Annotated in this window: 20 protein-coding genes; 9 read left to right on the top strand and 11 right to left on the bottom strand. The window is 71.4% G+C overall.

Features of this window, described 5'->3' with window-relative positions; all coding sequences use genetic code 11:
• Window positions 1-2 precede the first annotated feature (2 nt).
• The 3 genes from AHOG_RS24370 to hutH all read right to left on the bottom strand — a co-directional run bounded on the left by AHOG_RS24370 (window position 3) and on the right by hutH (window position 3,790).
• On the bottom strand, window positions 3-257 hold the full coding sequence (locus AHOG_RS24370; RefSeq protein WP_093943407.1) for a hypothetical protein: 255 nt from the start codon (window positions 255-257) through the stop codon (window positions 3-5).
• A gap of 274 nt (window positions 258-531) precedes the next feature.
• A complete protein-coding gene (gene hutU, locus AHOG_RS24375; protein ID WP_093943408.1) occupies window positions 532-2,193 on the bottom strand; it encodes a urocanate hydratase in 1,662 nt (553 codons plus the stop codon).
• A gap of 64 nt (window positions 2,194-2,257) precedes the next feature.
• The gene (gene hutH / locus AHOG_RS24380; RefSeq protein ID WP_093943409.1) at window positions 2,258-3,790 is read right to left on the bottom strand and encodes a histidine ammonia-lyase; all 1,533 of its coding nucleotides are present in this window, start codon (window positions 3,788-3,790) and stop codon (window positions 2,258-2,260) included.
• Between the two features lie 155 nt (window positions 3,791-3,945).
• On the opposite strand from hutH, the gene AHOG_RS24385 reads away from it, so the two are divergent.
• From AHOG_RS24385 to AHOG_RS24395, 3 genes are all read left to right on the top strand, one after another.
• Entirely contained in the window at window positions 3,946-4,749 is an 804-nt protein-coding gene (locus AHOG_RS24385; RefSeq protein ID WP_093943410.1) for an IclR family transcriptional regulator, read from the top strand.
• Between the two features lie 676 nt (window positions 4,750-5,425).
• Window positions 5,426-6,265, top strand: a complete 840-nt coding sequence (locus AHOG_RS24390) for a L,D-transpeptidase (protein WP_093943411.1) — start codon at window positions 5,426-5,428, stop codon at window positions 6,263-6,265.
• Window positions 6,266-6,323: 58 nt separating this feature from the next.
• Window positions 6,324-7,112, top strand: a complete 789-nt coding sequence (locus tag AHOG_RS24395; RefSeq protein ID WP_093943412.1) for a choice-of-anchor P family protein — start codon at window positions 6,324-6,326, stop codon at window positions 7,110-7,112.
• 147 nt (window positions 7,113-7,259) lie between these two features.
• On the opposite strand, the gene AHOG_RS24400 is transcribed toward AHOG_RS24395, so the two are convergent.
• The 4 genes from AHOG_RS24400 to AHOG_RS24415 all read right to left on the bottom strand — a co-directional run bounded on the left by AHOG_RS24400 (window position 7,260) and on the right by AHOG_RS24415 (window position 10,865).
• The gene (locus AHOG_RS24400; protein WP_093943413.1) at window positions 7,260-8,147 is read right to left on the bottom strand and encodes an ABC transporter substrate-binding protein; all 888 of its coding nucleotides are present in this window, start codon (window positions 8,145-8,147) and stop codon (window positions 7,260-7,262) included.
• A gap of 152 nt (window positions 8,148-8,299) precedes the next feature.
• Entirely contained in the window at window positions 8,300-9,061 is a 762-nt protein-coding gene (locus AHOG_RS24405) for an ABC transporter permease (RefSeq protein WP_093944768.1), read from the bottom strand.
• A complete protein-coding gene (locus AHOG_RS24410; protein WP_093943414.1) occupies window positions 9,058-9,729 on the bottom strand; it encodes an ABC transporter permease in 672 nt (223 codons plus the stop codon). Before AHOG_RS24410 ends, AHOG_RS24405 begins: the two co-directional genes overlap by 4 nt.
• Window positions 9,729-10,865 (bottom strand): ABC transporter ATP-binding protein, encoded by a 1,137-nt coding sequence (locus AHOG_RS24415; RefSeq protein WP_093943415.1) that lies wholly within the window; start codon window positions 10,863-10,865, stop codon window positions 9,729-9,731. The genes AHOG_RS24410 and AHOG_RS24415 overlap by 1 nt, the downstream gene beginning before the upstream one ends.
• Before the next feature lie 142 nt (window positions 10,866-11,007).
• Here AHOG_RS24415 and AHOG_RS24420 point away from each other — a divergent pair, with 142 nt between their 5' ends.
• Entirely contained in the window at window positions 11,008-12,681 is a 1,674-nt protein-coding gene (locus AHOG_RS24420) for a bis-aminopropyl spermidine synthase family protein (protein WP_093943416.1), read from the top strand.
• A gap of 56 nt (window positions 12,682-12,737) precedes the next feature.
• Here AHOG_RS24420 and AHOG_RS24425 read toward each other — a convergent pair whose 3' ends face one another.
• Together AHOG_RS24425 and AHOG_RS24430 are read right to left on the bottom strand one after the other, a co-directional pair.
• On the bottom strand, window positions 12,738-15,899 hold the full coding sequence (locus AHOG_RS24425) for an EAL domain-containing protein (protein ID WP_245856423.1): 3,162 nt from the start codon (window positions 15,897-15,899) through the stop codon (window positions 12,738-12,740).
• Between the two features lie 344 nt (window positions 15,900-16,243).
• Window positions 16,244-17,410, bottom strand: coding sequence for an NAD(P)-dependent malic enzyme (locus AHOG_RS24430; RefSeq protein WP_093943417.1), 1,167 nt, complete (start codon window positions 17,408-17,410; stop codon window positions 16,244-16,246).
• Window positions 17,411-18,136: 726 nt separating this feature from the next.
• Between AHOG_RS24430 and AHOG_RS24435 the strand changes: the two genes are divergently transcribed.
• From AHOG_RS24435 to AHOG_RS24445, 3 genes are all read left to right on the top strand, one after another.
• Window positions 18,137-18,751, top strand: a complete 615-nt coding sequence (locus AHOG_RS24435) for a dTDP-4-dehydrorhamnose 3,5-epimerase family protein (protein WP_093944770.1) — start codon at window positions 18,137-18,139, stop codon at window positions 18,749-18,751.
• Window positions 18,748-19,353 (top strand): histidine phosphatase family protein, encoded by a 606-nt coding sequence (locus tag AHOG_RS24440; protein ID WP_093943418.1) that lies wholly within the window; start codon window positions 18,748-18,750, stop codon window positions 19,351-19,353. Before AHOG_RS24435 ends, AHOG_RS24440 begins: the two co-directional genes overlap by 4 nt.
• A gap of 259 nt (window positions 19,354-19,612) precedes the next feature.
• Window positions 19,613-20,527, top strand: coding sequence for an alpha/beta hydrolase (locus AHOG_RS24445; RefSeq protein WP_245856424.1), 915 nt, complete (start codon window positions 19,613-19,615; stop codon window positions 20,525-20,527).
• A gap of 90 nt (window positions 20,528-20,617) precedes the next feature.
• On the opposite strand, the gene AHOG_RS24450 is transcribed toward AHOG_RS24445, so the two are convergent.
• Entirely contained in the window at window positions 20,618-21,187 is a 570-nt protein-coding gene (locus AHOG_RS24450) for a GNAT family N-acetyltransferase (protein ID WP_245856425.1), read from the bottom strand.
• Window positions 21,184-21,627, bottom strand: coding sequence for a hypothetical protein (locus AHOG_RS24455; RefSeq protein ID WP_184451085.1), 444 nt, complete (start codon window positions 21,625-21,627; stop codon window positions 21,184-21,186). The genes AHOG_RS24450 and AHOG_RS24455 overlap by 4 nt, the downstream gene beginning before the upstream one ends.
• Before the next feature lie 156 nt (window positions 21,628-21,783).
• On the opposite strand from AHOG_RS24455, the gene AHOG_RS24460 reads away from it, so the two are divergent.
• Both AHOG_RS24460 and AHOG_RS24465 read left to right on the top strand, forming a co-directional pair.
• Window positions 21,784-22,707 carry a diacylglycerol/lipid kinase family protein gene (locus tag AHOG_RS24460; protein ID WP_093943419.1) on the top strand — a complete coding sequence of 308 codons (924 nt, stop codon included), beginning with the start codon at window positions 21,784-21,786 and terminating at the stop codon, window positions 22,705-22,707.
• 242 nt (window positions 22,708-22,949) lie between these two features.
• Complete coding sequence (locus AHOG_RS24465; protein WP_069851995.1) at window positions 22,950-23,204, top strand: WhiB family transcriptional regulator; 255 nt, start codon at window positions 22,950-22,952, stop codon at window positions 23,202-23,204.
• Window positions 23,205-23,433 lie beyond the last annotated feature (229 nt).

Here is a 23,433-nt window from a genome sequence, read left to right on the forward strand (position 1 = left end):
GCTCACAACCGCGCCGCATGGGCGCGGAGGAGTTCCGAGCCCTGACGCAGCAGTCCGGCCGCGGCCGTCAGGTCGCTCGTCACCTCGCGCAGGCCGGCCACGGCGGGAGCGGCCTCGGCATATTCGCTTCCGCGCCATGCCTCGTCCAGTTCTCCTGCGATTTCCGACGCCTTCTCTCGTTGCCGCGTCAATCGTTCCGCCGGTAGTCGATCCGCGATGTCGAGAAGCTCTCCACGCACCTCGCCTGCGCCACCCATCACACACCCCCGCAGCCTGGATCACCGTCCAAGGTAATTGCGCAGGGCATTCCGCGTCAATGAATTCCGAGGATCACGAAAGCAGGTCACCGAAGCGCGCGGCGATAAAGATCAACAATGACCGAGCGGAGTTTCACAACGTAATAGACCACAGGCGAGTGATGATCAAGAATGGCCGGACGCGACGGTGGGAAATTCATGATCACCCGGAGTCGCCGTCACGGCAGGCGAAGCCCGGTGCCCGCCGTCGACCGAAGGCGGGCACCGGGGCGGATCACTCGACGTCGGACAGCGGGATGCGCAGTCCGCGCTCGGCCGCCACCTGTTCGGCACGCTCGTATCCGGCGTCGACGTGCCGAAGCACGCCCATCCCCGGATCGTTGGTCAGGACGCGCTCGATCTTGCGGGCCGCCAGCTCGGTGCCGTCGGCGACCGTCACCTGACCGGCGTGGATGGAGCGGCCCATTCCGACGCCGCCGCCCTGGTGGATCGACACCCAGGTCGCGCCCGACGCCGTGTTGATCAAGGCGTTGAGCAGCGGCCAGTCGGCGATGGCGTCGGAGCCGTCGGCCATGCCCTCGGTCTCCCGGTACGGCGAGGCGACGGAGCCGGAGTCCAGATGGTCGCGCCCCAGGACCAGCGGTGCGCTGATCTCGCCTGCGGCCACCAGCTCGTTGAACCGCAGCCCCGCCAGGTGACGTTCGCCGTAGCCGAGCCAGCAGATCCGGGACGGCAGCCCCTGGAACTCGACCCGCTCCTGCGCCATCCGGATCCACCGGGCCAACGGCTTGTCGTCCGGGAACAGCTCGAGGATCGCCTCGTCGGTGCGGCGGATGTCCGCCGGGTCGCCGGACAGCGCCGCCCACCGGAACGGCCCGCGACCCTCCGCGAACAACGGTCGGATGTAAGCGGGCACGAAGCCGGGGAAGTCGAAGGCGCGCTCGTAGCCGCCGACCCTGGCCTCGCTGCGCAGGGAGTTGCCGTAGTCGAAGACCTCCGCTCCCGCGTCCTGGAAGCCGACCATCGCGGCGACGTGATCGACCATCGACGCCCGGGCCCGGTCGGTGAACTCCTCCGGCTTGCGCTCGGCGTAGTCCGCCCAGTCCGCGGGCTCGACGCCCTTGGGCAGGTAGGACAGCGGATCGTGCGCGGAGGTCTGGTCGGTGACGACGTCGATCGCCACGCCGCGACGCAGCAGCTCGGGGAAGACCTCGGCGGCGTTGCCGATGAGGCCGACCGACAGGGCGCGGCGTTCCCGCTTGGCGGCGAGAACCCTGGCCACCGCGTCGTCGAGGTCGTCGGCGATCTCATCGAGGTACCGGGTCTCCACCCGACGCCGAGCCCGCTCCTGGTCGACCTCCACGACGAGCGCGACGCCGTCGTTCATCGTCACCGCCAGCGGCTGGGCGCCGCCCATCCCGCCCAGACCGGCCGTGAGAGTGAGGGTGCCCGCCAGGCTGCCGCCGAACCGCTTGTTCGCCACGGCGGCGAAGGTCTCGTAGGTCCCCTGGAGGATGCCCTGGGTACCGATGTAGATCCACGATCCGGCGGTCATCTGCCCGTACATCGTCAGGCCGAGGTGCTCCAGTCTGCGGAACTCCGGCCAGTTCGCCCAGTCGCCCACCAGGTTCGAGTTGGCGATCAGCACCCGAGGAGCCCACTCATGGGTGCGCAGCACGCCGACCGGCTTGCCGGACTGGACGAGCAGCGTCTCGTCGTCGGCCAGCGTGGTGAGCTCCCGAGTGATGGCGTCGAAGCTCGCCCAGTTCCTGGCGGCCTTGCCGGTGCCGCCGTAGACCACGAGGTCGTCGGGTCGCTCGGCCACCTCGGGATCGAGGTTGTTGTGCAGCATCCGCAGCGGTGCCTCGGTGCTCCAGCTCTTGGCGGTCAGCGTGGTGCCTCGGGCTGCGCGGACGATGCGAGGTCCGGTGGTCACGAAAGGGACTCCTCTCGACGGGGACGGCTGATCAGGTGTGCTGCGGTTCGGCGCGCCGACGACGTCAGGCCAGATGTGGCGTGACGGCGTCCAGCAGCGCGCCGGAGGTGACGAGTTCGCGCGCGACGGCGATGTCGGGGGCGAGGTGGCGATCGGGGCCGATGCCGGGGACGTGGCGGCGCAGCAGGGCGACCGCGGCGCCGGTCGCCGGGGAGGGCCGCAGGGGCGCTCGCAGGTCCAGGGCACGGGCGGCGGCGAGCAGCTCGACAGCCAGGACGGTGTGCAGTCCGTCCAGTCCGCTACGCAGCTTGCGGGCAGCCGACCAGCCCATGGACACATGGTCCTCCTGCATCCCCGAGCTGGGGATGGAGTCCACCGAAGCGGGTGACGCCAGGCGCTTGAGCTCGGAGACCACGGCGGCCTGGGTGTACTGAGCGATCATGTAGCCGGAGTCGACGCCGGGATCGGCGGCCAGGAACGGCGGCAGCCCGTGGGAGCGGTGCACGTCGAGCAGGCGGTCGGTGCGTCGCTCGGCCATGCTGGCGACGTCGGCGACGGGCACGGCCAGGAAGTCGAGCACGTAGCCCACCGGGGCGCCGTGGAAGTTGCCGTTGGACTCCACCCGGCCGTCGGCCAGCACCACCGGGTTGTCCACGACCGAGGCCAGCTCGCGGTCTGCCACCAGCTCGGCGTGGGACAGGGTGTCGCGGGCGGCGCCGTGGACCTGCGGGGCGCAGCGCAGCGAATAGGCGTCCTGCACCCGGTTGCAGTCGGGCCCGCGATGGCTGGCCACGATCTCGGACTCGGCGAGCAGGGCGGTCAGCCGCGCCGCCGAGCGCGCCTGGCCGGGATGCGGGCGCAGGGCCTGCAACTCGGGGGCGAAGACCCGATCGGTCGCCAGCAGCGCCTCGATGCTCATCGCGGCGGTGACGTCGACGACGTCCAGAGCGGCGGCGAGGTCGGCGGCGGCCAGCACCAGCATCCCGAGCATGCCGTCGGTGCCGTTGGTCAGCGCCAGGCCCTCCTTCTCACGCAGCGTGATCGCCCGCAGACCGTGTTCGGCGAACGCCGTGGCGGTCGGCACCCGCCTGCCCGCCGCGTCGTGGACCTCGCCCTCCCCCATCAGCGTCAACGCGATCGCGGCCAGTGGCGCGAGGTCGCCGGAGCAGCCCAGCGAGCCGTGCTCGTGCACCACCGGGGTCAGGCCCGCGTTGAGCAGCGCCGCCAGCGCGTCCACCGTCTCCGATCGGACGCCGCTGTGGCCGGCGGCCAACGTCCGCAGGCGCAGCAGCATCATCGCCCGCACCACCTCGGGCTCCACCGGATCGCCCGCGCCCGCCGCATGCGAGCGCACCAGCGACCGTTGCAGGTCGGCCCGGCGCTCCGGCGGGATGTGCCGGGTCGCCAGGGCTCCGAAGCCGGTGGAGACGCCGTAGGTCGGTCTCGGTGCCTCCGCCAACGCCTCGACGTGTGCCCTGGCGGTGTCCACCGCGATGCGGGCCACCTCGGTGAGTCGTACGCCTGTGCCCCTCCGGGCGACGGCGACGACCTGCTCGCGGGTGATCGGCTCGACACCCACCGCGATCGGTTGCGTCATGTGTCCATCACAGCGGGTGCGGCGGCGCGACCCAAGTCGACAGCCCGCGACTCCGTCTGGGATGTCAGACTGGCGCGTCATCGCTCGTCAGACGGAGGATGTGGACGGTCACACGACGCCGGAGCAAGCACGGTGGGCAGGAAAGGAGACTCGCGTTGGGGGAGAGCAGTGATGTTCCCGCGCTGCGTCGCGGACTGGCCGTGCTGGGTCTGCTGGCGCGCCGGGCGACGCCGACCTCCGCGGCGGTGATCGCCAGGGCACTGGATCTGCCGCGCTCGACGACGTATCACCTGCTGGAGGAGCTGATCCGCACCGGTTTCGTCAGCCATCTGCCGGAGGAACGCCGGTACGGCCTCGGTGTGGCCGCCTTCGAACTGGGTTCGGCTTATCTGCGCCACGATCCGCTGGAACGACTGGCCCGGCCGCTGTTGCGGCGACTGGCCGACCATGCGGGGCACAACGCGCAGCTCGGCGTGCTGCACGGCGCCCAGGCCGTCTACCTGTCCAAGGAGCAGCCCGCGCGGCCGCAGACCCTGGTGACCGACGTCGGAGTGCGGCTGCCCGCCGAGCTCACCGCCTCGGGTCGCGCGATGCTCGCCCACCTGCCGGCGCCCCAGATACGGGCGTTGTTCCCGAGCACCGCGAGCTTCATCCGGCGCACCGACCGCGGACCGAGGGATCTGCCGAGTCTGCGGAGACTGCTCGCCGCGGAACGCAGGCGGGGCTGGGCGGTCGAGGACGGGTACGTCACCGAGTCCTGGGCCTCGGTCGCCTCGGCGGTGTTCGACCACGGCGGCAGGCCGGTGGCGTCGATCAGCGTGACGTTCCGGCACGTCTGCGAGCAGGAGTCCGACTGCGGGCGGACGTGGCCGGATCTCGCCGAGGAGGTCCGTCGGGCCGCCGAGGAGCTGACGCTGCGGATCGGCGGCATCCCGCCCGTACGCGCCGAGGACGCCTGACGGCCGACGCCGCCCACGCGGGCGAGCGGGCGGCGGCGCCACCGGTGTGTCCAGGCGCGCCGAGTGTCCGGGCGCACCAGACGATCGGGCGTTCCCCGCGTGCCGACCGCAGGGAGCCGGACGTCCGCCTCGGCGAGCCGTCGTCGGGACGGCGACACGTAATTCGTGAGTCGGATTCACATCCCACCGATGCACTGCCGGTCAACCCCTCGAACAAGTGAGAGATGTCACCTGAATCGAGTTACATCCGGTATTTTGATAACAGATAGTCGAAGTCAACCGGGGCATTCTTCACCACCCCGCACCGATGGGACTTGAGAAATACCGCCCCAAAGAGTGAAATAGCCGACTTTGCGTCACCTGCGACGATGAATCGTCCACGCAGGTCATCCCGGTGCGCTCACTCCGATCCCCTGGTTGATCCGACGACTCCGTGATGTTTCGCTCCCTGGCGATGGCCCGACCGGCCGCCGTACTCCAGCGGAACGCGGACCGGGATAACGCAGTCGACATCACCGAGTGGCGCGTCCGCTTTCCACCCGGCCGAGAATCCCGGCGGTCCCGCTAAGCGGGAAGGGCGGAGCGTCCATTCGTTCGGCGGTGACGCCGATCGGCGTGACGTGCGACGAGATCCCGCCGCACTCGCCGAGTCCGAAGAAAGGAATCGACCAGTACGATGACGCCCGCCGCACGCGGACAGACCGCGATCCGGAATCGAGTTCTCGCGCTCTGCGCAGCAGCAACCCTGACCCTTCTCGCCGCGGGCTGCGGCCAGGACGCGATCGACGAGGGCGCCGACACCCGCCCGCCCGTCACCACGCGGCCGGTCGACCTGGCGGCCCTGGCCGCGCTTCCCGAGGCCACCACCTTCGGCGTCGTCGACTCGGCGCCGACGGACGCCGCCCTCGGCGACGCGGGCGACGGCACGGCAGGCGGCGACCTGGTGATCCGGCCCGAGGAGGAGCTGCCCGTCTACGACACCGAGGGCGGCGAGGCGATCGCACGGCTGCCGGTCACCCAGCTCGGCTCGCCGACGTGGCTGCCGGTCGTCGAACAGCGGGGCGACTGGTATCACGTCCTGCTGCCGTCGAAGCCGAACAATTCGAGCGGCTGGCTGAACGCCGCCGATGGAGCGGTGACCGAGGCGACCAACGCCTTCCGCGTCATCGTGGACGTCGACGAGTTCTCCCTCGCCGTCCTGGAGTCCGGCACCGAGATAGGCCGATGGACGGTCGGCGTCGGCAGTTCCGAGGCTCCCACGCCGTTGGGCCGGACATTCCTGCTCGCCTCCATCGAGGAGACCGTCAGCGAATTCAGCCGCTACACCCTCCCATTGGGCACGCATTCGGAGGTTCTCGAGACCTATTCGGACGGCCCGGCCACCGTCGCCATTCACGGCTGGCCGGACGAGACGCCGTTCGGGACCGAGACCAGCGACGGATGCGTCCGCGTTCCGGACGCCGCGATGGACCTGCTGCTCACCCTGCCGCTGGGCACCGTCGTCGACATTCGATGACCGCCCGAACCGCGGCGATCGTCCCCCGTTCGACTCACCTGCATAAGGAAAGGCAATCGTGTTCGTCAAGACCGCACGCGCATCCCTGGGCCTCGCCCTCGTCCTCGGCCTCCAGCTCGGCTCGGCACTGCCCGCCTCGGGCCAGGAGACGACCGGCACCGAGCCGAGTTCGGCCTTCGCACTGCGAGCCCAGGGGCTGCTCGCCGTCGAGCCCACGCCGTACCTGACTGGAGAGCACGGCTTCCAGCAGCGTTCCGTCGCCGACCTGAGCGTGGCGAACGGCCTGGTCCGAGCGGGCGTGCTCGACACCGAGGTCGACACCCACCGTGCGGAGGCGACCGTCACGGACCTCCGGGTCGGGCTGGCCGGGGCGCTGCTGTCGGAACTGGGGCTGGGCGACCTCGCCGCGACCGCCGTCGAGGCGACGTGCGATCAGGGCCGGGGGTCGACCCGCCTGGTCGGCGCGTCGCTGGGCGGGATCGCGCTGGACGCCTCGGCGGCCCCCAACACCGGAGTCGACGTGCCCGGTCTGGCCACGGTGATGCTGAACCGGCAGGTCACCGGTCCGGACGGCTCGCTGACGGTCACGGCCCTCTCCGTCGAGGTCGCCGGGCTTCAGAGCATCGACATCGCCTCCGCCACCTGCGCGGCAGGCGCCGACGAGCCGGGGACACCCGAGCCGACCGACCCTCGGCCGGAGCCGGAGGTGCCCGGTGAGGAGCCGGAGACGCCGGAGACCGAGGGTCCCGGGCCGGAGGGACCCGGAGCCGAGGGGCCTGGAGCCGAGGCACCGCAGCCCGCTCCCCGGCCGACGCCGATCCGCGGCCATCACCCGGTGACCGGCTGAGCCCGCACCGCACCGAAGCGACCCGTCGCGCGTGAAGGGGCCGGGGCCCCACGACGGAGGCCCCGGCCCGCCCCCGCGCGGCGGGTGCCGCGCGGGAGGTGCTCGCGAGCCGTCGGTGTCCCGCGGGAGACGTCACGGCGACGGGCGTCAGAGCCCGGCGACGAACTCCTGCGCCACGTCGGCGTAGTTCTCCCGGTCGACCTCGATGCGCCGGACCATCTCCTTGAGGTCCTCCGTGGTCAGCGCCGCGGACAACTCGTCGAGCGCGGCCTGCTGCTCCTCGCTCAATGCCCCCGCGCGGACCAGCGGCACCACCTGCTGGGCCGGGTAGAGCCGCTCCGGGTCGGCCAGCTCGACGAAGTCGTTCTCCTCGATGGCCGACATCGTGGTGAACAGGTTCGCCACGTCCACGTTGCCCGCCGCCAGCTCGTCGACGGTGATCGGGCCGCCGGCGTCGGTGGTCCTGATCTCGGCGAAGGAGCAGTCGTACAACTCGGCGATCGGCTCGGCCCACCGCTCGGCCCATTCCCCGGCCGCGCCGAGGACCAGGTCACCGCACCGCGGTCCCAGATCGGCCAGCGAGGTGAGGTCGAGCCGGTCCGCCGTCTCCTCGGTCACCACCAGCACGTCGCTGTTCTCCGCCTCGGCGGGGGCGAGGATGCCCAGCTCCTCGGGCAGCGACTCGTCGAGAAGGTCGACGATCTCCTCCGGCGACGTGCCGGGCTCCACCTGGGCGAAGTGGTGCAGCAGATTCCCCGAGTACTCGGGGACGATCGTCAGCGAGCCGTCCTGGAGGCCGTCGACGATGAACTCGCGGTTGCCGACGCCGGGTCGAGTGGTCACCTCGGCACCGCCCTCACGCAGCACCTCGGCGTACATCTCCATCAACAACTGGTTCTCGGCGAAGTCGGCCGAGCCGACGACGATCCGACCGTCCTCGGCGGGCCCGCTCTCGTCGCTCAACGGGTCGCCGCCGCCACAGGCGCCCGTCACCAGCACTGCCCCGACGGCCAGTGCGGCCAGTTCACGTCTCATCGGTCGTGATCTCCCTCGATGTCGCATCGTTGCCGACTCTCTCGTCTCTGTCGTCGTCGTGCATCGCCGTGTCCCGTGCGGTGCGGGCCGGACTCCGGCGACAGGCCGCGCGGACCGGTACCCGGCGTCGCGATCCGCGATCGACCGCGCCGTCACGGCCGTGACGTCTCCATCGGTCCCCCGGCCGACCCGTCCTCGGTCCGGCCCTCGCGCCGGGAGGACCGGCGGGTCCGGCGGGCCGCCCGCGCGGCGCCGGCGGCCGGTCGCAGTCCGCGCGGCACGATCAGCCATTGCAGCCCGGCCAGCACCAGGTCCAGGGTCAGGGCCAACAACGCGACGAGCAGCGCGCTGGCCAGTACCTTCGAGTAGTTCGGCTCCCTGATCCCGTCCAACAGCAGCCTGCCGAGGCCACCGAGGCCGACGTAGGCGGCCACCGTCGCGGTGGCCACGACCTGGAGCACCGCGTTGCGCAGGCCCCCGATCAGCAGGGGAAGCGCGTTCGGGAACTCCACCTGCCACAGCCGTTGCCAGCCGGTCATGCCGACGCCGCGCGCCGCGTCGACCACCCGACGGTCGACGTCCTGCACCCCGGCGTAGGTTCCCGCCAGGATCGGCGGCACGGCGAGCACGACCAGGCCGACCACGGTCGCGGTCTGGGTGCCGCCGAGCACCAGGTACAGGAAGGTCACCAGGCCCAGCGTCGGCAGCGCCCGCATGGCGTTGCCCGCGCCGACCAGCATCACCCCGCCGCGCCCGGTGTGGCCGATGTAGAGCCCCAGCGGCATCGCGATCAGCGCCGCCAGCAGGATCGCGATCGAGCAGTAGCCCAGGTGTTCCACGAGACGGTTCGGCACGCCGTTCACGCCGCGCCAGTTCTCCGGATCGCCGAGCCAGTCGACGAGACCTTGGATCATGACCGTGCCTCCGGCGCCACTCGCTCCCACGGTGTCAGCCATCGGCGGAGCGCGACCAGCGACAGGTCCACCACCAGCGCCAACAGCAGGGTCAGGACGATGCCCACCACGATCGGTGCCAGGTAGCGCGTTCGGAAGCCCTCGGTGAACAGCACCCCGAGGCCGCCGGTGCCGATCAACGCGCCGACGCTGACCAGACTGATGTTGCTCACGGCGCCGACACGCAGACCGGCGGCCAGCACCGGGACGGCCAGCGGCAGGTCGACGGCGAGGAGACGACGGGCGGGTCGGTAGCCCATGGCGGTGGCCGCGGCGGTCACGTGATCGGGGACCGCGTCGAGCGCGTCGATCACGGGACGCAGCAGCAGCGCGCTGGTGTAGAGGGTCAGGGCGACCACCACGTTGACGCTGTCGAGCACGAGAGTGCCGATGATGCCGGGGATCACCACGAACAAGGCCAGTGACGGCACCGTGTACAGGATGCTCGCGCTGGTCAGCAGCACCACCCGGACCCGCCGGAAACGGTGCGCGACCCAGCCGACCGGAATCGCCACGGCGATGCCGAACAGCAGCGGCGTCAACGACAGGTAGACGTGCTCCACGAGCTGCGAGCCGATGAACTCGCGATTGTTGGCACTGCTGAGGTAGCGGGCCAGGTCGTCCCACATCAGCGTTCGGCCCCGGGCTCGGGATCGTGCCGGGTCGCCCGCCGACGCTCCACCAGATCGAGGACCTGCCCGGCGGTGACCACGCCCAGATGTCGACCCGTCTCGTCGATGACGACGCCCAGCCCGGACGGTGCCGACAACGCGGCGTCCAAGGCCCCGCGCAGCGCCGTCCCCCTGGTGTAGAGCGAGCCGCCCGCGAGCAGATCCGACTCGGCCAGCGGCCGCGACACGGCGGCGGAGCGCAGGGCGGAGTCCGGCGCCAGCCACCCGCGCGGTCTTCGCTCCGCGTCCAGGGCCAACACCCACTCGCCCGGGCCGGCCGCCACGCCCGTCAGTGTCGCGCCGACGTCCGCCGTCGGCACGTCGCCGACCGAGAGTGCCCCCGCGTCGAGGAAGGACAGACCGCGATACCCCCGGTCCCGCCCGACGAAGTCCGCCACGAAGTCGTCGGCGGGCGCGGCCAGCAGCTCGGCGGGCGGCACGTACTGCGCCAGTCGACCGCCGTCGGCGAACACCGCCACCCGTTCGCCGATCCGCACCGCCTCGTCGATGTCGTGCGTCACGAAGACGACCGTCTTGTCGAGGTCGTTCTGCAACCGCAGCAGCTCGTCCTGAAGTCCTTCCCGCACCACCGGGTCGACCGCCGAGAACGGCTCGTCCATCAACAGCACGGGCGGATCGGCGGCGAGTGCCCTGGCGACGCCGACCCGCTGCTGCTGGCCGCCGGAGAGCTGCGCCGGATACCGCGAGCCCAGTTCGGGTGCCAGGCCGACCAGCTCCAGCAGCTCTGCGGCCCGAGACCGCGCCCGGCGCCGAGTCCAGCCGGACAGCAGCGGCACGGTGGCCACGTTGTCGAGCACCGAACGGTGCGGGAACAGGCCGGCGTGCTGGATGACGTAGCCGATGCTCCTGCGCAGGCGGGCCGGGTTCGAGGCCATGACGTCGGCGCCGTCGACCAGCACGGTGCCGGAGGTCGGCTCGACCATGCGATTGACCATCCGCAGCGACGTGGTCTTGCCACAGCCGGACGGTCCGACGAAGACGGTGATGGTGCCCGCCTCCACGGTCAGGTCGAGTTCTTTGACGGCCACCGTCCCGTCGGCGAAGCGCTTGGTCGCTGATCGGAACTCGATCACCGAGCCCCCTCATGATCACGCGGCCGCTGCCCGGCCGCTGAGCTCCGCACGACCCTAGACGCGGCCGGGGACATCTGCGACCAATCTCGTCGAGACCGGGCGCCGGTCTCGACGAGTGTCCGCATGGTGGAACGATCGGGGCATGGAACACCGGAGTGCCGAGGACGACGTCGACCGCACCGACCAGGACCCGCGAGCGGCGGTGGCCGGTCTGATCCGCGCCGCCGGCGTGCACGGGCTCCGGCTCCGGCGGGTGCTGGCCATGCTGCTCGCCGACTGGCGGTCCGAGGAGGAACTGATCCGGGCGCAGGCGACGCCGCGGCGCACGGTGGAGGAGCTGCTGGCCGCGGTGGGCTCCGACCTGGGACGACGGCGGGTCGACGGCCGCGAGCTGATTCGCGTCCGGCCCGAGCGTGCCGCCGACTACCGCGCCGAGTTCGCGGACACCGCGCTGCCCGAGCCCGTCGATCAGGTGCCCTCGGCCGCCCGGCTGCCGGAGTCGCTGCTGGCCGACGTCCGGGCCGACATCGCCTCGGTGCCCCCGCCCCTGGCGGCACTGGACCACGTCCAGGCGACCCCGGAGAGCGTCCTGCGGCGCGCCGCATGGCTGGCGTCACACTATGACCTGACCGACGCCTCGGTGCTGTTCCTCGGCGATCACGACCTGACGTCCCTCGCGCTGGGCAGGCTGCGCCCGGATGCGGCGATCACGGTGGTCGACGTCGACGACCGGGTGCTGGCCCACATCGACGGGATCGCCGAACGGCAGGGCCTGCGGATCCGCTGTCTGCACGCCGATCTGCGCTTCGGGCTGCCTCCGTCGGTGCTCGACACGGCGGATCTGGTGTTCACCGACCCGCCGTACACCCCGGAGGGCGTGGGGTTGTTCGCCGCCCGCGGCGCCGAGTGTCTCCGCGACGGTGCGGGCCGCGTGCTCATCGCCTACGGGTACAGCGATCGCACGCCCGCGCTCGGGTTGAAGGTGCAGCAACGGCTGCACCGACTGGGCATGCTGTTCGAGGCGATCCTGCCGGACTTCGACCGGTACGAGGGCGCCCAGGCGATCGGGAGCGCCGCCGACCTGTACGTGTGCAGGCCGTTGAGCACGGGCGGCACCCGACGCGGCGACACCCGCATCTACACCCACGGCCCGCAGTCCAGCGAGTCGAGCGGCGGGCCGAGCGCCGCGGCCCTGGAGGCGCTGCGCGGGCTGGTCGACGTGCCGACGCCGCCGCCGGTTCACGACGCCGAGTGGACGAGCCCGATCAGCGTGGACGCGGCGCTGATCGACGCGATCGCCGATCCGGGGCCGTGGCTGTTCCGGGTGTTGGCCGCGGCCAACACCCGGAGCCTGGGGGTGCTGGTGCGCAACAACCATCCCGACCTCGTCGACGCATCGGCCCAGCGGGCGCTGAGCGAACTCGTCGGCGCGAAGTTCCGCCTGCGGTTCCACCGGAGCACCCCGGACGGCAGGCATGCCGTGGTGGTGGCCTCGGCGGTCACCACCGAGCAGACGCCGGATGCGCCCGGCGCCGGACAACCCGTGGATCGGGCCGCGTCGCCGCGGACCGACGTGATCGCGGGAGCGCTGCTGCGCAAGGCACACGGCCGGATCGCCAATGTGTGGCGGGAGGCGCTGATCCGCCGCGAGACGGCGCGCGGGCAGGCGCTGACGAAGAACCAGGCCCGCGACCTCGTCCTCGCCGCGGCGCCCCGTCGTGACGAACTGGATCTGCGATTGATCGACCTGCCCCGGCACCGCGTCGCCGCGCTGCTGGCCGCCGCCGACACCGCGAACGGGGCGGCGGCCGGATAACGGTCTCGCGCGGGACCGGCGCGGCCCGCTCGCCACGGCCCCGGGGGGGGTGGAGGTCAGCCCGTCCGGGGCACGTGCAGCGGGCCGAGGTCGAGGACGGCGCGGAACTCCTTGGCGGGCACCGGCCGCGAGAACAGCCAGCCCTGGTAGGCGTCCACCCCGACCCCTCGCAGCACGTGGAACTGCGTCGCCGTCTCGACTCCTTCCGCGACGCAGCTCCGGTCCATCGCCCTGGCCATGTCCACCACGGCTCGTGCCACGGCGAAGTCGGAGGGGTCGTTGCCCACTCCGGCGACGAAGCGTCGATCCACCTTGATGATCTGGGCGGGCAGGTCCTTGAGTCTGGCCAGCGAGGAGTAACCGGTGCCGAAGTCGTCGACCGCGAAGCGCACGCCCCGGTCCACCAGCTCGCCCATCGTCTGGCGCGTCCGGGACGGCAGATCGACGAGGCTCGTCTCGACGAGTTCGAGGATCACCCGGTTGTAGTCGATCCCGGCCTCCTCGACGGCATGGGTCACCGAGTCGACGAAGTCGGGAACGCCGGGCACCAGCCCTGCCAGGTTCACCGCCACCGCCACCGGCCTGCCGTCGACCTGCGGCCAGGTGGCGGCCTCCCGCAGCGCGGTCCGCAGCACCCAGCGATCCAGGTCCCGCAGCAGGTCGCCCTGTTCGGCCACGGGCAGGAAGACGTCGGGAGCGAGCAGGCCGCGTTCCGGGTGCGGCCATCGAACGAGGGCCTCGGCCGTCTGCACCCCGCCGTCCGGCCCCACCACCGGCTGGTAGTGCAGGATCAGCTCGTCGCGGGTCAGGGCCTCCCGCAGCTGGCCCTCCAGATGGACCTGCCGATCGGCCGAGGCCATCAACGCGGCGCTGGCCAGCGCCACCCGCCCCGCGCCCTCCCGCTTCGCCTCGAACATCGCCGCATCGGCGAATCGCAGCAGGTCCGCGCCGCTGGCCCGTGATCCGTTCGGCACGGCCGCCCCGATCGACGCCGAGACCCGCACCAGCTGGCCGTGTACGGGAACGGCCGTGCGCAGCAGCCCGGCGACGCGGGTCGCCAGCGCGTCGACCCCGCCCACGGCGTCGATGTCCGAGCAGATCACCACGTACTCGTCGCCGGAGAGCCGTGCCGCGGTGCATCCGGGCGGCAGTCCGCCCTCCAGCCGGCGCGCCAGCGCGACCAGCAGTTCGTCGCCCGCGTCGTGGCCGAGCGAGTCGTTGACCCGCTTGAAGTTGTCGATGTCGCAGAACAGCACCGCGACCTTGCTGCCGTCGGGTCCGCTGAGCAGTCCGGCGAGCCGTTCCTTCACCGCCGCTCGATTCGGCAGTCCGGTCAGGTCGTCATGCGTGGCCTGGTGTCGCAGCGCCTCCGCCGCTCGGCGTCGTTCGGTGATGTCCTGAAACACGATCAACCAGAAGCGTGTGCCGTCGTCCTGCACCGAACGGGAGACGTGGAGTTCGCAGTACACCGGCTCGCCGTCGGAACGGACCAGCAGTCGTTGCGGAACCTTCGTCGTCTTGGCGTCGGACTCGGCGATGCGGGCCGCCGACCGGGCTCTGGCCTCGCGCTCCTGCGGATGGGTGAGCAGTTCGGCCGACATGCCGCGCAGCTGCCCGGGGTCGTAGCCCAGCAGGTCGCACAGCGCGTCGTTGGCGTCGATCAGCCGCTCGTCGTGATCGAAGATGCCGATGCCGACCGGGGCGAGGGACACCAGGTCGGCGAATCGCTGGCTGGTACGTCGGACCTTGGCCTCGGCGGCGCGCTGCCCGGTGAGGTCCTGCGTGATCCCGACGACACGCGGCGATCCGTCCGCCTCCAGGGTGATCGCGCCGCTGCAACGCACGATCCGGATCGAGCCGTCGCCGCGGACCACACGGTGTTCGCATTCCGACGGCTGCTGGTCCACCAGCAGGGTGTGCCAGAGGCCGTCGACGACCGCGCGATCCTCGGGATGCACCTGGTCCAGATAGCGCTGATAGGTGATCTCGACCTCGTCGGGGACCCCGAAGATCTCCCGCAGGACCGGCGACCAGGAGACGTGGTCGGACGCCGGGTCCCACGACCAGAAGCCGAGGCCCGCGCCGCGTTCGGCGTCGAAGAGCCTGCGTCGCTCGGCCCGCAGCTCGGCTTCCAGCTCGCGCTGCGCCGTCACGTCCTGCACGGTGCCGTGTCGGCGGACCACCACGCCGTTCTCGTCGAGTTCGGCGCGCATCCGGCAGGCATAGCGCCGCTCCCCGGTGCGATCACGCAGCTCGACCTCGCCCGCCCGCCCGTCGACGTGATCGAGCAGACTCACGGCCAGGTCCCGGTCCTCCGGGTGCACCGCGGCCAGCAGCTTCCTGTCGTCACCGGTCAGCTCCAGCAGTCGTTCCCGCAGCACCTCGCTGCATCGCCGCGCACCGAACGGCTCCTCCTGCGTGAAGCTGCCGAGCCGGGCGATGCGCTGGGCCTCCAGCAGCCAGGCACGTTCCTCGGCCAGTGCCTCGGCGGCGATCCGCTCCTGAGTGACGTCGGTGGAGAAGCCGACGAGGAACTCCGGCCTGCCCGCCGCGTCCGTGCTGATCGTGGCCTTCGCCAGCAGTCGTCGTACCCCACCGTCGGGCAGGCGCACGCGATACTCGAAGACGAAGTCCTCCACCCGCTCCGTCTGTTCGGCGGCCAGGTTGATCAGCCGGTCGCGGTCGTCCGGGTGCAACAGCTCCACGATGCCCGCGAAGTCCAGCGGGACGCCGCCGGGTTCGCGGCCGTGCAGCACGAACAAGCCGGGCGACCAGTGTCCGACGCCGTCGGAGAGGCGGTACTCGAACGAGCCGATGCCCGCGTCGATCTGAACGGAGCGAAGACGGTGCAGCTCCGCTTGAACGGCGTTCGACGCCACCGCCTCGGGTTCGGGCACCTCGACGAGCAGCACAGTGCGAGACGCGCGGTCGAGGGTCTCGGGAGGTAGTCGCACCACCCGTACGGGCGCCGTCGTGCCGTCCGCCCGGGTGATCCGATCCGGGCCGCCGTCGGCGTGCCTGGTGACGTCGAGCTTCCGGCCGATCAGAGCCGCGGCGGAGTCGGCCCGCAGCAGCCGCACGAAGTCCGTGTTGGCCGCCTGGATCAGGTCCTGCGCGTCACAGTGGACGGCGGCGACGTCGAACACGGACAGGTCGATGCCCTGATCGAGGACACCGGCACCGTCGAGGGCCCCGAGCTGCTCGACCTGATCGGTCACGGCTACTTCCTCCCGCTCGCGCGACGTGGCATGCGGTCGCCTGCGCGGACGGCCGTCCGCGTCGGGGCGATCGACTGACGACGTCGGAACGTCACCGGTACGTGCCTACCCGACGCCTGCCTTCGGAGTCACTCCGCCAGACCGGGCCGGGACCCACCACGGGCCCCGGCCGATCAGGCATGTTCGGCGGGCTGAACGCTTCGCCAATCAAGTGACAGCCTTTCAGGTGACTCTGCATGACGCATCCGATGACGCCGTTTCGCCGATCTTTTTCTCGTGGCGGCAGCGTGTCACTCACCACGTGGCCGTCACTCCCGAAAACGCCCGGTCAGGCGATCACACGGCTACTCGGCGGCACGGGCCACCGCGTCGGCCACCGCGGGCGCGACCCGCGGATCGAGGGCGCTGGGCACGATGCGGTCGACGGCGAGCTCCTCCGCCGCCACCGACGCGATGGCCTCGGCCGCGGCGAGCTTCATCCGCTCGGTGATCCGCCGGGCCCCCGCGTTCAGTGCTCCCGCGAAGACACCGGGGAAGGCGAGGACGTTGTTGATCTGGTTCGGGAAGTCGCTGCGCCCGGTGGCCACCACCGCCGCATGACGCGCGGCGACCTCCGGATGCACCTCCGGGTCCGGGTTGGACAGGGCGAAGACGATCCCGTCCGGAGCCATCAGCTTCAACGACTCCTCGGGCACCTGCGCGGAGGAGACGCCGATGAAGACGTCCGCCCCGTTCAACGCCTCGTCGAGCCCGCCCGTCCGACCCGCTGGATTGGTCTCCTCGGCGAGGGCGGCCTTGATCGGGTTCAGATCGCCGCGTCCGGCATGCACGATCCCGCGCGAGTCCAGCACCGTGACATCGGTGATCCCCGCCGCGATCAGGATGCGGGCGCAGGCCACGCCCGCCGCGCCCGCGCCCGAGACGACGACGCGCAGCGAGCCGGGATCGCGGGAGAGGACGGTGGTCGCGCCTCGCAGCGCGGCGAGCACGACGATGGCCGTGCCGTGCTGGTCGTCGTGCATGACCGGGCAGTCCAAGGCCTCGATCAGCCGGGCCTCCAGCTCGAAGCAGCGCGGCGACGAGACGTCCTCCAGGTTGACCGCGCCGAACGACGGGCGCAGCCGGACCAGCGTCTCGACGATCTCGTCGACGTCGGTGGTGTCGAGCACGATCGGGATGGAGTCCAGCCCGCCGAACGCCTTGAAGAGCGCGGCCTTGCCCTCCATCACCGGCAGCGACGCCCTCGGCCCGATGTCGCCGAGGCCGAGGACGGCGGTGCCGTCGCTGACCACCGCGACGAGTCGACCCGTCCAGGTGTAGTCCCTGGCCAGGGCCGCGTCTCTGGCGATGGCGGTGCTGACCCGCGCCACGCCGGGCGTGTAGGCGATGGACAGGGCGCGGGAGTCGGCGAGCGAGGCGCGCACGCTCACGCCGAGTTTGCCGCCCTCGTGTGCCAGGAAGATCTCTTCGTCGGTCAACCGGCCGGTCGCCTGTTCGTTCAGTGCGGTCACGACATCCCTCACGGTGGAAGACAGTTGGGTGCTCACGGCGGCGGAGTCGCCAGTGCCGCGAACCGGCGAGGTGGCACCGGTGCGGCGGTATCCGCGGCGGCGAGCGGGTGCCCTCGAAAGGACGTTGAACGAGGAGCACGAGGCGGAATCAGCGGTGCCGATCAGTGTTGCAGTCCGGCCCGAGCCCCTCCAAACGACGTCCGGCGAAAGGTGAGCAAAATTTCACCGATTCGATGATTCGCTTCGCAAGACGTCCGTTCTGATTGTTGAGAATTCCGCTGTCGGCCAAGGTGCTTCGCGTTTTCTCCGCTCTCTTTCGCGACACGATCGTTCGCATCGCCCCCTTGTTCCGGTCTGTCCCGCCGTTCCGGTCTGCCCCGCCGTTCCCGCCCGCCCCGTCCGCGCGGCGGGCGCGACCGACACGCCACCGGGCGAGCGAGCGTCCGAACTCGAGCGCCGGACGACGGCAGCATCGCGCACCCGGGTCGAGGGCGGCCGGATTCCCGGTCGGAGGCCCCGCGCGGCCTTCCGCCGTCGACCTGGCCGTCCGGGCGTCGACCACGGCGGCCCGGCAGGACGCCGCCGGAGTCCGTGACGGCGTTCCCGCACGTCGACGAGCCGATCGATCGTCGCGCCGCCCCACGACGACACACCGTTGCCCCGGCCGGGCCGACCGCCCGGCGAGCCCGTCCGTCCACGCCGGGACGCGGACTAGGGTGGTGGCTCGTGCGAGTACGAGAGCTGAGCATCGACGGTGTCTTCGAGTTCGTCCCCCGGAAGTTCCCCGACTCGCGCGGGTCGTTCACCGCGCCTTACCAGGAGGACGCCTTCATCGCGGCGGTCGGACGTCCGCTGCGGTTGGCGCAGGCCAACAGCAGCGTCTCCCGTCGAGGCGTGATCCGAGGCGTGCACTTCGCCGACGTCCCGCCAGGCCAGGCCAAGTACATCCACTGCACCCGCGGCTCGGTCCTCGACGTCGTCGTGGACCTGCGGACGGGGTCGCCGACCTTCGGTCGCCACGACACCGTGCGGTTGGACGCCGACTCGTGCAACGCGGTCTACGTGCCCGAGGGCATCGGCCACGGCTTCCTCGCCCTCGAGGACGACACCGTCGTCTCCTATCTGTGCTCCGAGGGCTACCGACCCGGTCACGAACACGGGGTGAACCCCCTGGACACCGAGCTGGCGCTGCCGTGGCCCGACGACGTGCCGCTCGTCCTGTCCGACAAGGATCGCGAGGCGCCCTCGCTGCGAGAGGCCGGGGCGGCCGGACTGCTGCCCGACTACGCGACCTGCCTTGAGTATTACCGCAGGCCGCGCCTGCCTGCCGAGCTGTCATGACCGCCGAGACGACGGCAGGCGGTGCCGCGGGGACGGTATACCTGCTCCGACACGGCGAGACCGAATGGTCGGCGACGGGCAGGCATACCGGGGTCACCGACCTTCCCCTGACCACGCGGGGACAGGACGAGGCCCGGCGAGCGGGTGACCTGCTCGCCAGGCTGCGCGCCGACGCCCCGCCGCCGCTCGTGCTGATCAGCCCGCGCTCGCGCGCCCGCGAGACCGCCGAGCTGGCCGGGCTCGACGGCGAGGTGCTCGCGGAGCTGGCCGAGTGGGACTACGGCGACTACGAGGGCCGCACCACACCGGAGATCCGAGAGCAGGTGCCGGGCTGGACGATCTGGAGCGCACCGACACCGGGCGGAGAGACGGCCGCCGAGGTGGGGCGCCGCGCCGACCGGGTCCTGTCCGCCGTGTCCACGAGGGGCGCAGGCCGCGACGTCGTCCTGGTCTCCCACGGCCATCTGCTGCGAGTGCTGATCGCCCGGGCGCTCGGGCTGTCGCCGGAGCAGGGCGTCCGGTTCGCGCTGCAGACCGCCGCGATCACGGTGCTCGGCTCGGAACGCGGCGTGCCTCAGCTCCGCAGCCTCAATCTGCGCTGACCCGGCCGGACCGAGGCCGCGAGGCTCGCTCCTCCCCGCGACTGCTCGACGGCGTGCGGTGTCACGGTCGCCGACCTCCCGGCCGGCCGGCGGACCAGCCGGTCCTGTCGAGCCTCGCCTGCGGACTCGCCGCCGGATCACAGATCCGTTCGGCGCGACGGTGTCCCGAGGCGGCAGTCGACCGCGATGATCGTGAGCGTTGCCCCGAGCCGGGCACCCGCCCGGCGCCGGAACCCCGTCCGCGAGGAGGACGACAGCCGTGATCGATCGAGAGGGCGGACGATCCGCCGCCGTCTACGCCGACTTCGACCAAGCCGACCTGGACCGCGAGTACTCACCGAGTTCGTGTGTGCCGGACCTCGGACGACTGCTCGACGACTACGCGGTGGCGGGCGCGCGAGCCCGTGCCACGCTTCGGGCTCGGCTCGACCTGCGTTACGGCACGGGCCCGCGACAGCTGCTCGACTTCTTCCCCGCCGCCGCTGTGGACGCCCCGCTACAGGTGTTCGTCCACGGCGGGTACTGGCAGCAGCTCGACAAACGCGACGGGTCGTTCCCGGCCCTCGACCTGGTTCCGGCAGGCGTCGCCTTCGCCGCCGTCGGCTACGGGCTGGCTCCCGAGCACCGCCTGGACGAGATCGTGGCCTCGGTGCGGCAGAGCCTGTGGTGGCTGCTCGAGCACGCGGCGGAACTGGGGTTCGATCCCACGAGGGTCCATCTCGCGGGCAGCTCGGCGGGAGCCCAGCTGGTGGCCATGGCGCTCTGCGCGGACGCGATGCCGGACGGCAGGCCGCCCGCCACGGTGTTCGCGGGGGCCACGCTGCTCAGCGGGGTCTACGACCTGGAGCCGATCCGACTCTCCTACGTGAACGAGGCACTGGGCCTGGACTCGGCGGCGGCGGCACGCAACAGCCCTCTTCGGCTGCTGCCCGACCGGCTGCCGCCCTTGATCGTGGCGAGAGGCGGCAACGAGACCTCGGAGTTCGCCCGCCAGCACGACGCGATGGTCCGGGCGGCCCGCGACCGCGGCGGCGAGGTACAGGACCTCGTCGTCGCGCACCGCAATCACTTCGATCTGCCGTTCGACCTCGGCGACCCCGGCACGGCCCTGGGGAGGGCGGTCTTGGCGCGGCTCGGATCGGCGGGGGCGGAGGACGAGCAGCGTCCGGTCTGATCCGCCGCGACCGCCGCCGGGTCTGCCGCGACACCGCCTTCGGCCGGTCTGTTCAGGCGGGTCGACGCGCGGGGTCGACCCGCCGAGCCGTCAGAGCCGCCGGTGCATGACGTGCAGGCCCACCAGTCCGTGTTCGGGATGCCGGAAGGCCTCCGGGACGGTGGTCAGGATCGCGAAACCGAGCGAGGTCCACAGCCGAACGGCGGCGTGATTGGTCTCCACGACCGCGTTGAACTGCATCGCGCGGTACCCGGCCGCCCGGGCCTCGGCGAGGACATGCCGGGCGAGCGCGCGCCCCAGGCCGGCGCCCGCCTGGTCGGGGTCGATCATGAACGATGCGTTGGCGATGTGCGCCCCCGCGCCCGGTTGCACCGGCTTGAGCAGCGCGGATCCGACGATCCGCTGTCGACCGGCCTCGTCGGGGAGTTCGGCGACGAACACCTGAGCAGGCGACGGCAGCATCCACAGGCCCGCCGCGGTGCGCTCGTCGGTGTCCCGAGGATAGGAATAGGTGCCGCCCTCGGCGACGATGCGGTGCCAGATCGGCCAGATCGCCTGCCAGTCCGCCGCGGCGGCGGGACGCATCGTCGGCGGCACGGCCGCGAGACCGCGCGGCGATCCGGCTGCTTCGGTCGTCGGGTCCGGGATCGAACCGGTCATCGCCGCGGTTCCTCGGCCACCCGGTTGAGCTGCTCGCCCGCCTCCTCCGGTGTCAACCCCATGCCCCACAGTCGGGCGGCGGGCGTGTGCAGCAACAGCATGGCGGCCGTGCAGTAGACGGCGAGGGCGATGCCCGCGACCGGCCTCCCGGACGGGCCGAAGGCGTACCAGGCCACGCCGAGCAGCAGGATCTGGATGAACAGGGCGGGTGTCCTCGACCACGGCCTGCCCCGGAGCAGTCCGACCGCGAACGCCAGCACCCCGCCGCTGAGCAGCGTGAAGTACGCGGCGTGGCCGTAGCCGCTGAGGCCGGTCTCCATGGCCTGCCCGCTCACCTCACGGATCAGCAGCATGGCGGTGAAGACCAGGCCGGCGATGCCTTGAAGCCCGACGAGCACACCGGCGATCAGCACCGATCTCGGCGCGGTGTCCAGACGCACGGCCACTCCTAGCAGCCTCGGCGAACAGGGATGTCGATCCCGATCGTAGCCCCGCGCCGTCGGCGGCCGCCGACGGCGACTCGGCGATGCGTCCCCCGTCACGTCCGCCCTCGTCGGCGTCGCACGACGCCCCTCGTGCCGGCTTACTCTTTCGGCGTGCGCGCCCTCCTCGTGACGAACCCGCAGGCCACCACCACGACGCCCGGCACAAGGGACGTGTTGGCGCATGCGTTGGCGAGTGCGGTGAAACTGGATCTGGTGGAGACCGGGTACCGGGGACACGCGGCGGACGCCGCCGCCCAGGCGCGGGCCGACGGGCTGGACCTGGTCGTCGCGCTGGGCGGCGACGGAACCGTCAACGAGGTCGTCAACGGCCTGCTCCGCGACGGCACGGGCGACGACGTGCCGATGCTCGCCGTGGTGCCGGGGGGATCGGCGAACGTGTTCGCCCGCGCGCTGGGCATCTCCCGGGAGCCGGTGGAGGCGACTTATCAGGTGCTCCAGGCCTTAGAGGCCCGTCGTTCGAGAAGCGTCGGGCTCGGTCGCGTCGACGACCGGTGGTTCACCTTCAACGCCGGGCTCGGCTGGGACGCCGACGTCGTCCGGGCCGTGGAACGGCAACGTGAGGCGGGCCGGGTCGCCACTCCGCTGCGCTATGCCCGGATCGCGTTCGACAGATATCTTCGATCGGCGATGCGAAAGCCGAGTCTCACCGTGGAGCTGCCCGGTCGAGAGCCGATAACGGGATGTCATCTGACTTTCGTCTCCAACACGACGCCGTGGACCTATCTCGGTCCGTACGCGATGCACACCAATCCCGACTGCTCCTTCGACTCCGGCCTCGGCGTGTTCGCGCTGGACACGATGCGGGCACCGACGGTGCTGCGGCACCTGGCCCAGGTGTTCGGGGGCAGGCCCGCCGGTCCGCGCGGCGCCCGGCTGCTTCGGGAAGACGATGTGGCGAGCCTCGTGGTTCGTTGTGACCGTCCGATGGGCCTTCAGGTCGACGGCGACTTCCTGGGTCTCCGCGAGAAAGTTCGCTTTAATGCAGCGCCGAAGGCACTCGAGGTTGTAGCCTGACCGTTGCACTGCGACGACTGACACGTTGTCAACCGCTGTCGGGTGGTTCTTTTCGCTGGGCGCACCCCCCATACCCAGCACCAAACGTGATCACCTGTCGATCGTTCGGGTGAGTCTCCTCACCGGAATGGATCGAACCCCTTGACATCGCGCCAGTTCGTGAAAGCATTCACAAGCACCCAGCACATCCCCCCACCGACTACCGGCGCGTACTGATCGCGCCTAGCGAGGAGCTAGGAACAATGGACTGGCGCCACGATGCGGCCTGCCGTGACGAGGACCCCGAGCTGTTCTTCCCCGTGGGAAACAGCGGTCCCGCCCTTCTGCAGATCGCCGAGGCGAAGGCCGTCTGCCGCCGCTGCCCGGTGTCCTCCGAGTGCCTGAGCTGGGCTTTGGAGAGCGGGCAGGACGCGGGCGTCTGGGGCGCGATGAGTGAGGATGAGCGACGCGCTCTCAAGCGGCGTAACGCTCGCACTCGCGCCCGCAGTAACGTCTGAGCCATCTGAGAACCATTCACACGCGGTGAAGGCCCGATCCGACTCGACTTCGGATCGGGCCTTCATCACGTTCGCCGCGCCCACTCGGGCACGCCGAACAGTGATCGCCTGATCACCGCCTGACAGCGACCGGCACCGCCTGGCGTCAGACACGCACAGTCAGCACCCCGGAGTCGAGGCCGCGCGGGCTCCACCGCTTCGGCGCCGACCGCCAGTGCGCCCCGTCTCC

Origin of the sequence: Actinoalloteichus hoggarensis (assembly GCF_002234535.1) — a bacterium.
GTDB classification, from domain to species: Bacteria; Actinomycetota; Actinomycetes; order Mycobacteriales; family Pseudonocardiaceae; genus Actinoalloteichus_A; species Actinoalloteichus_A hoggarensis.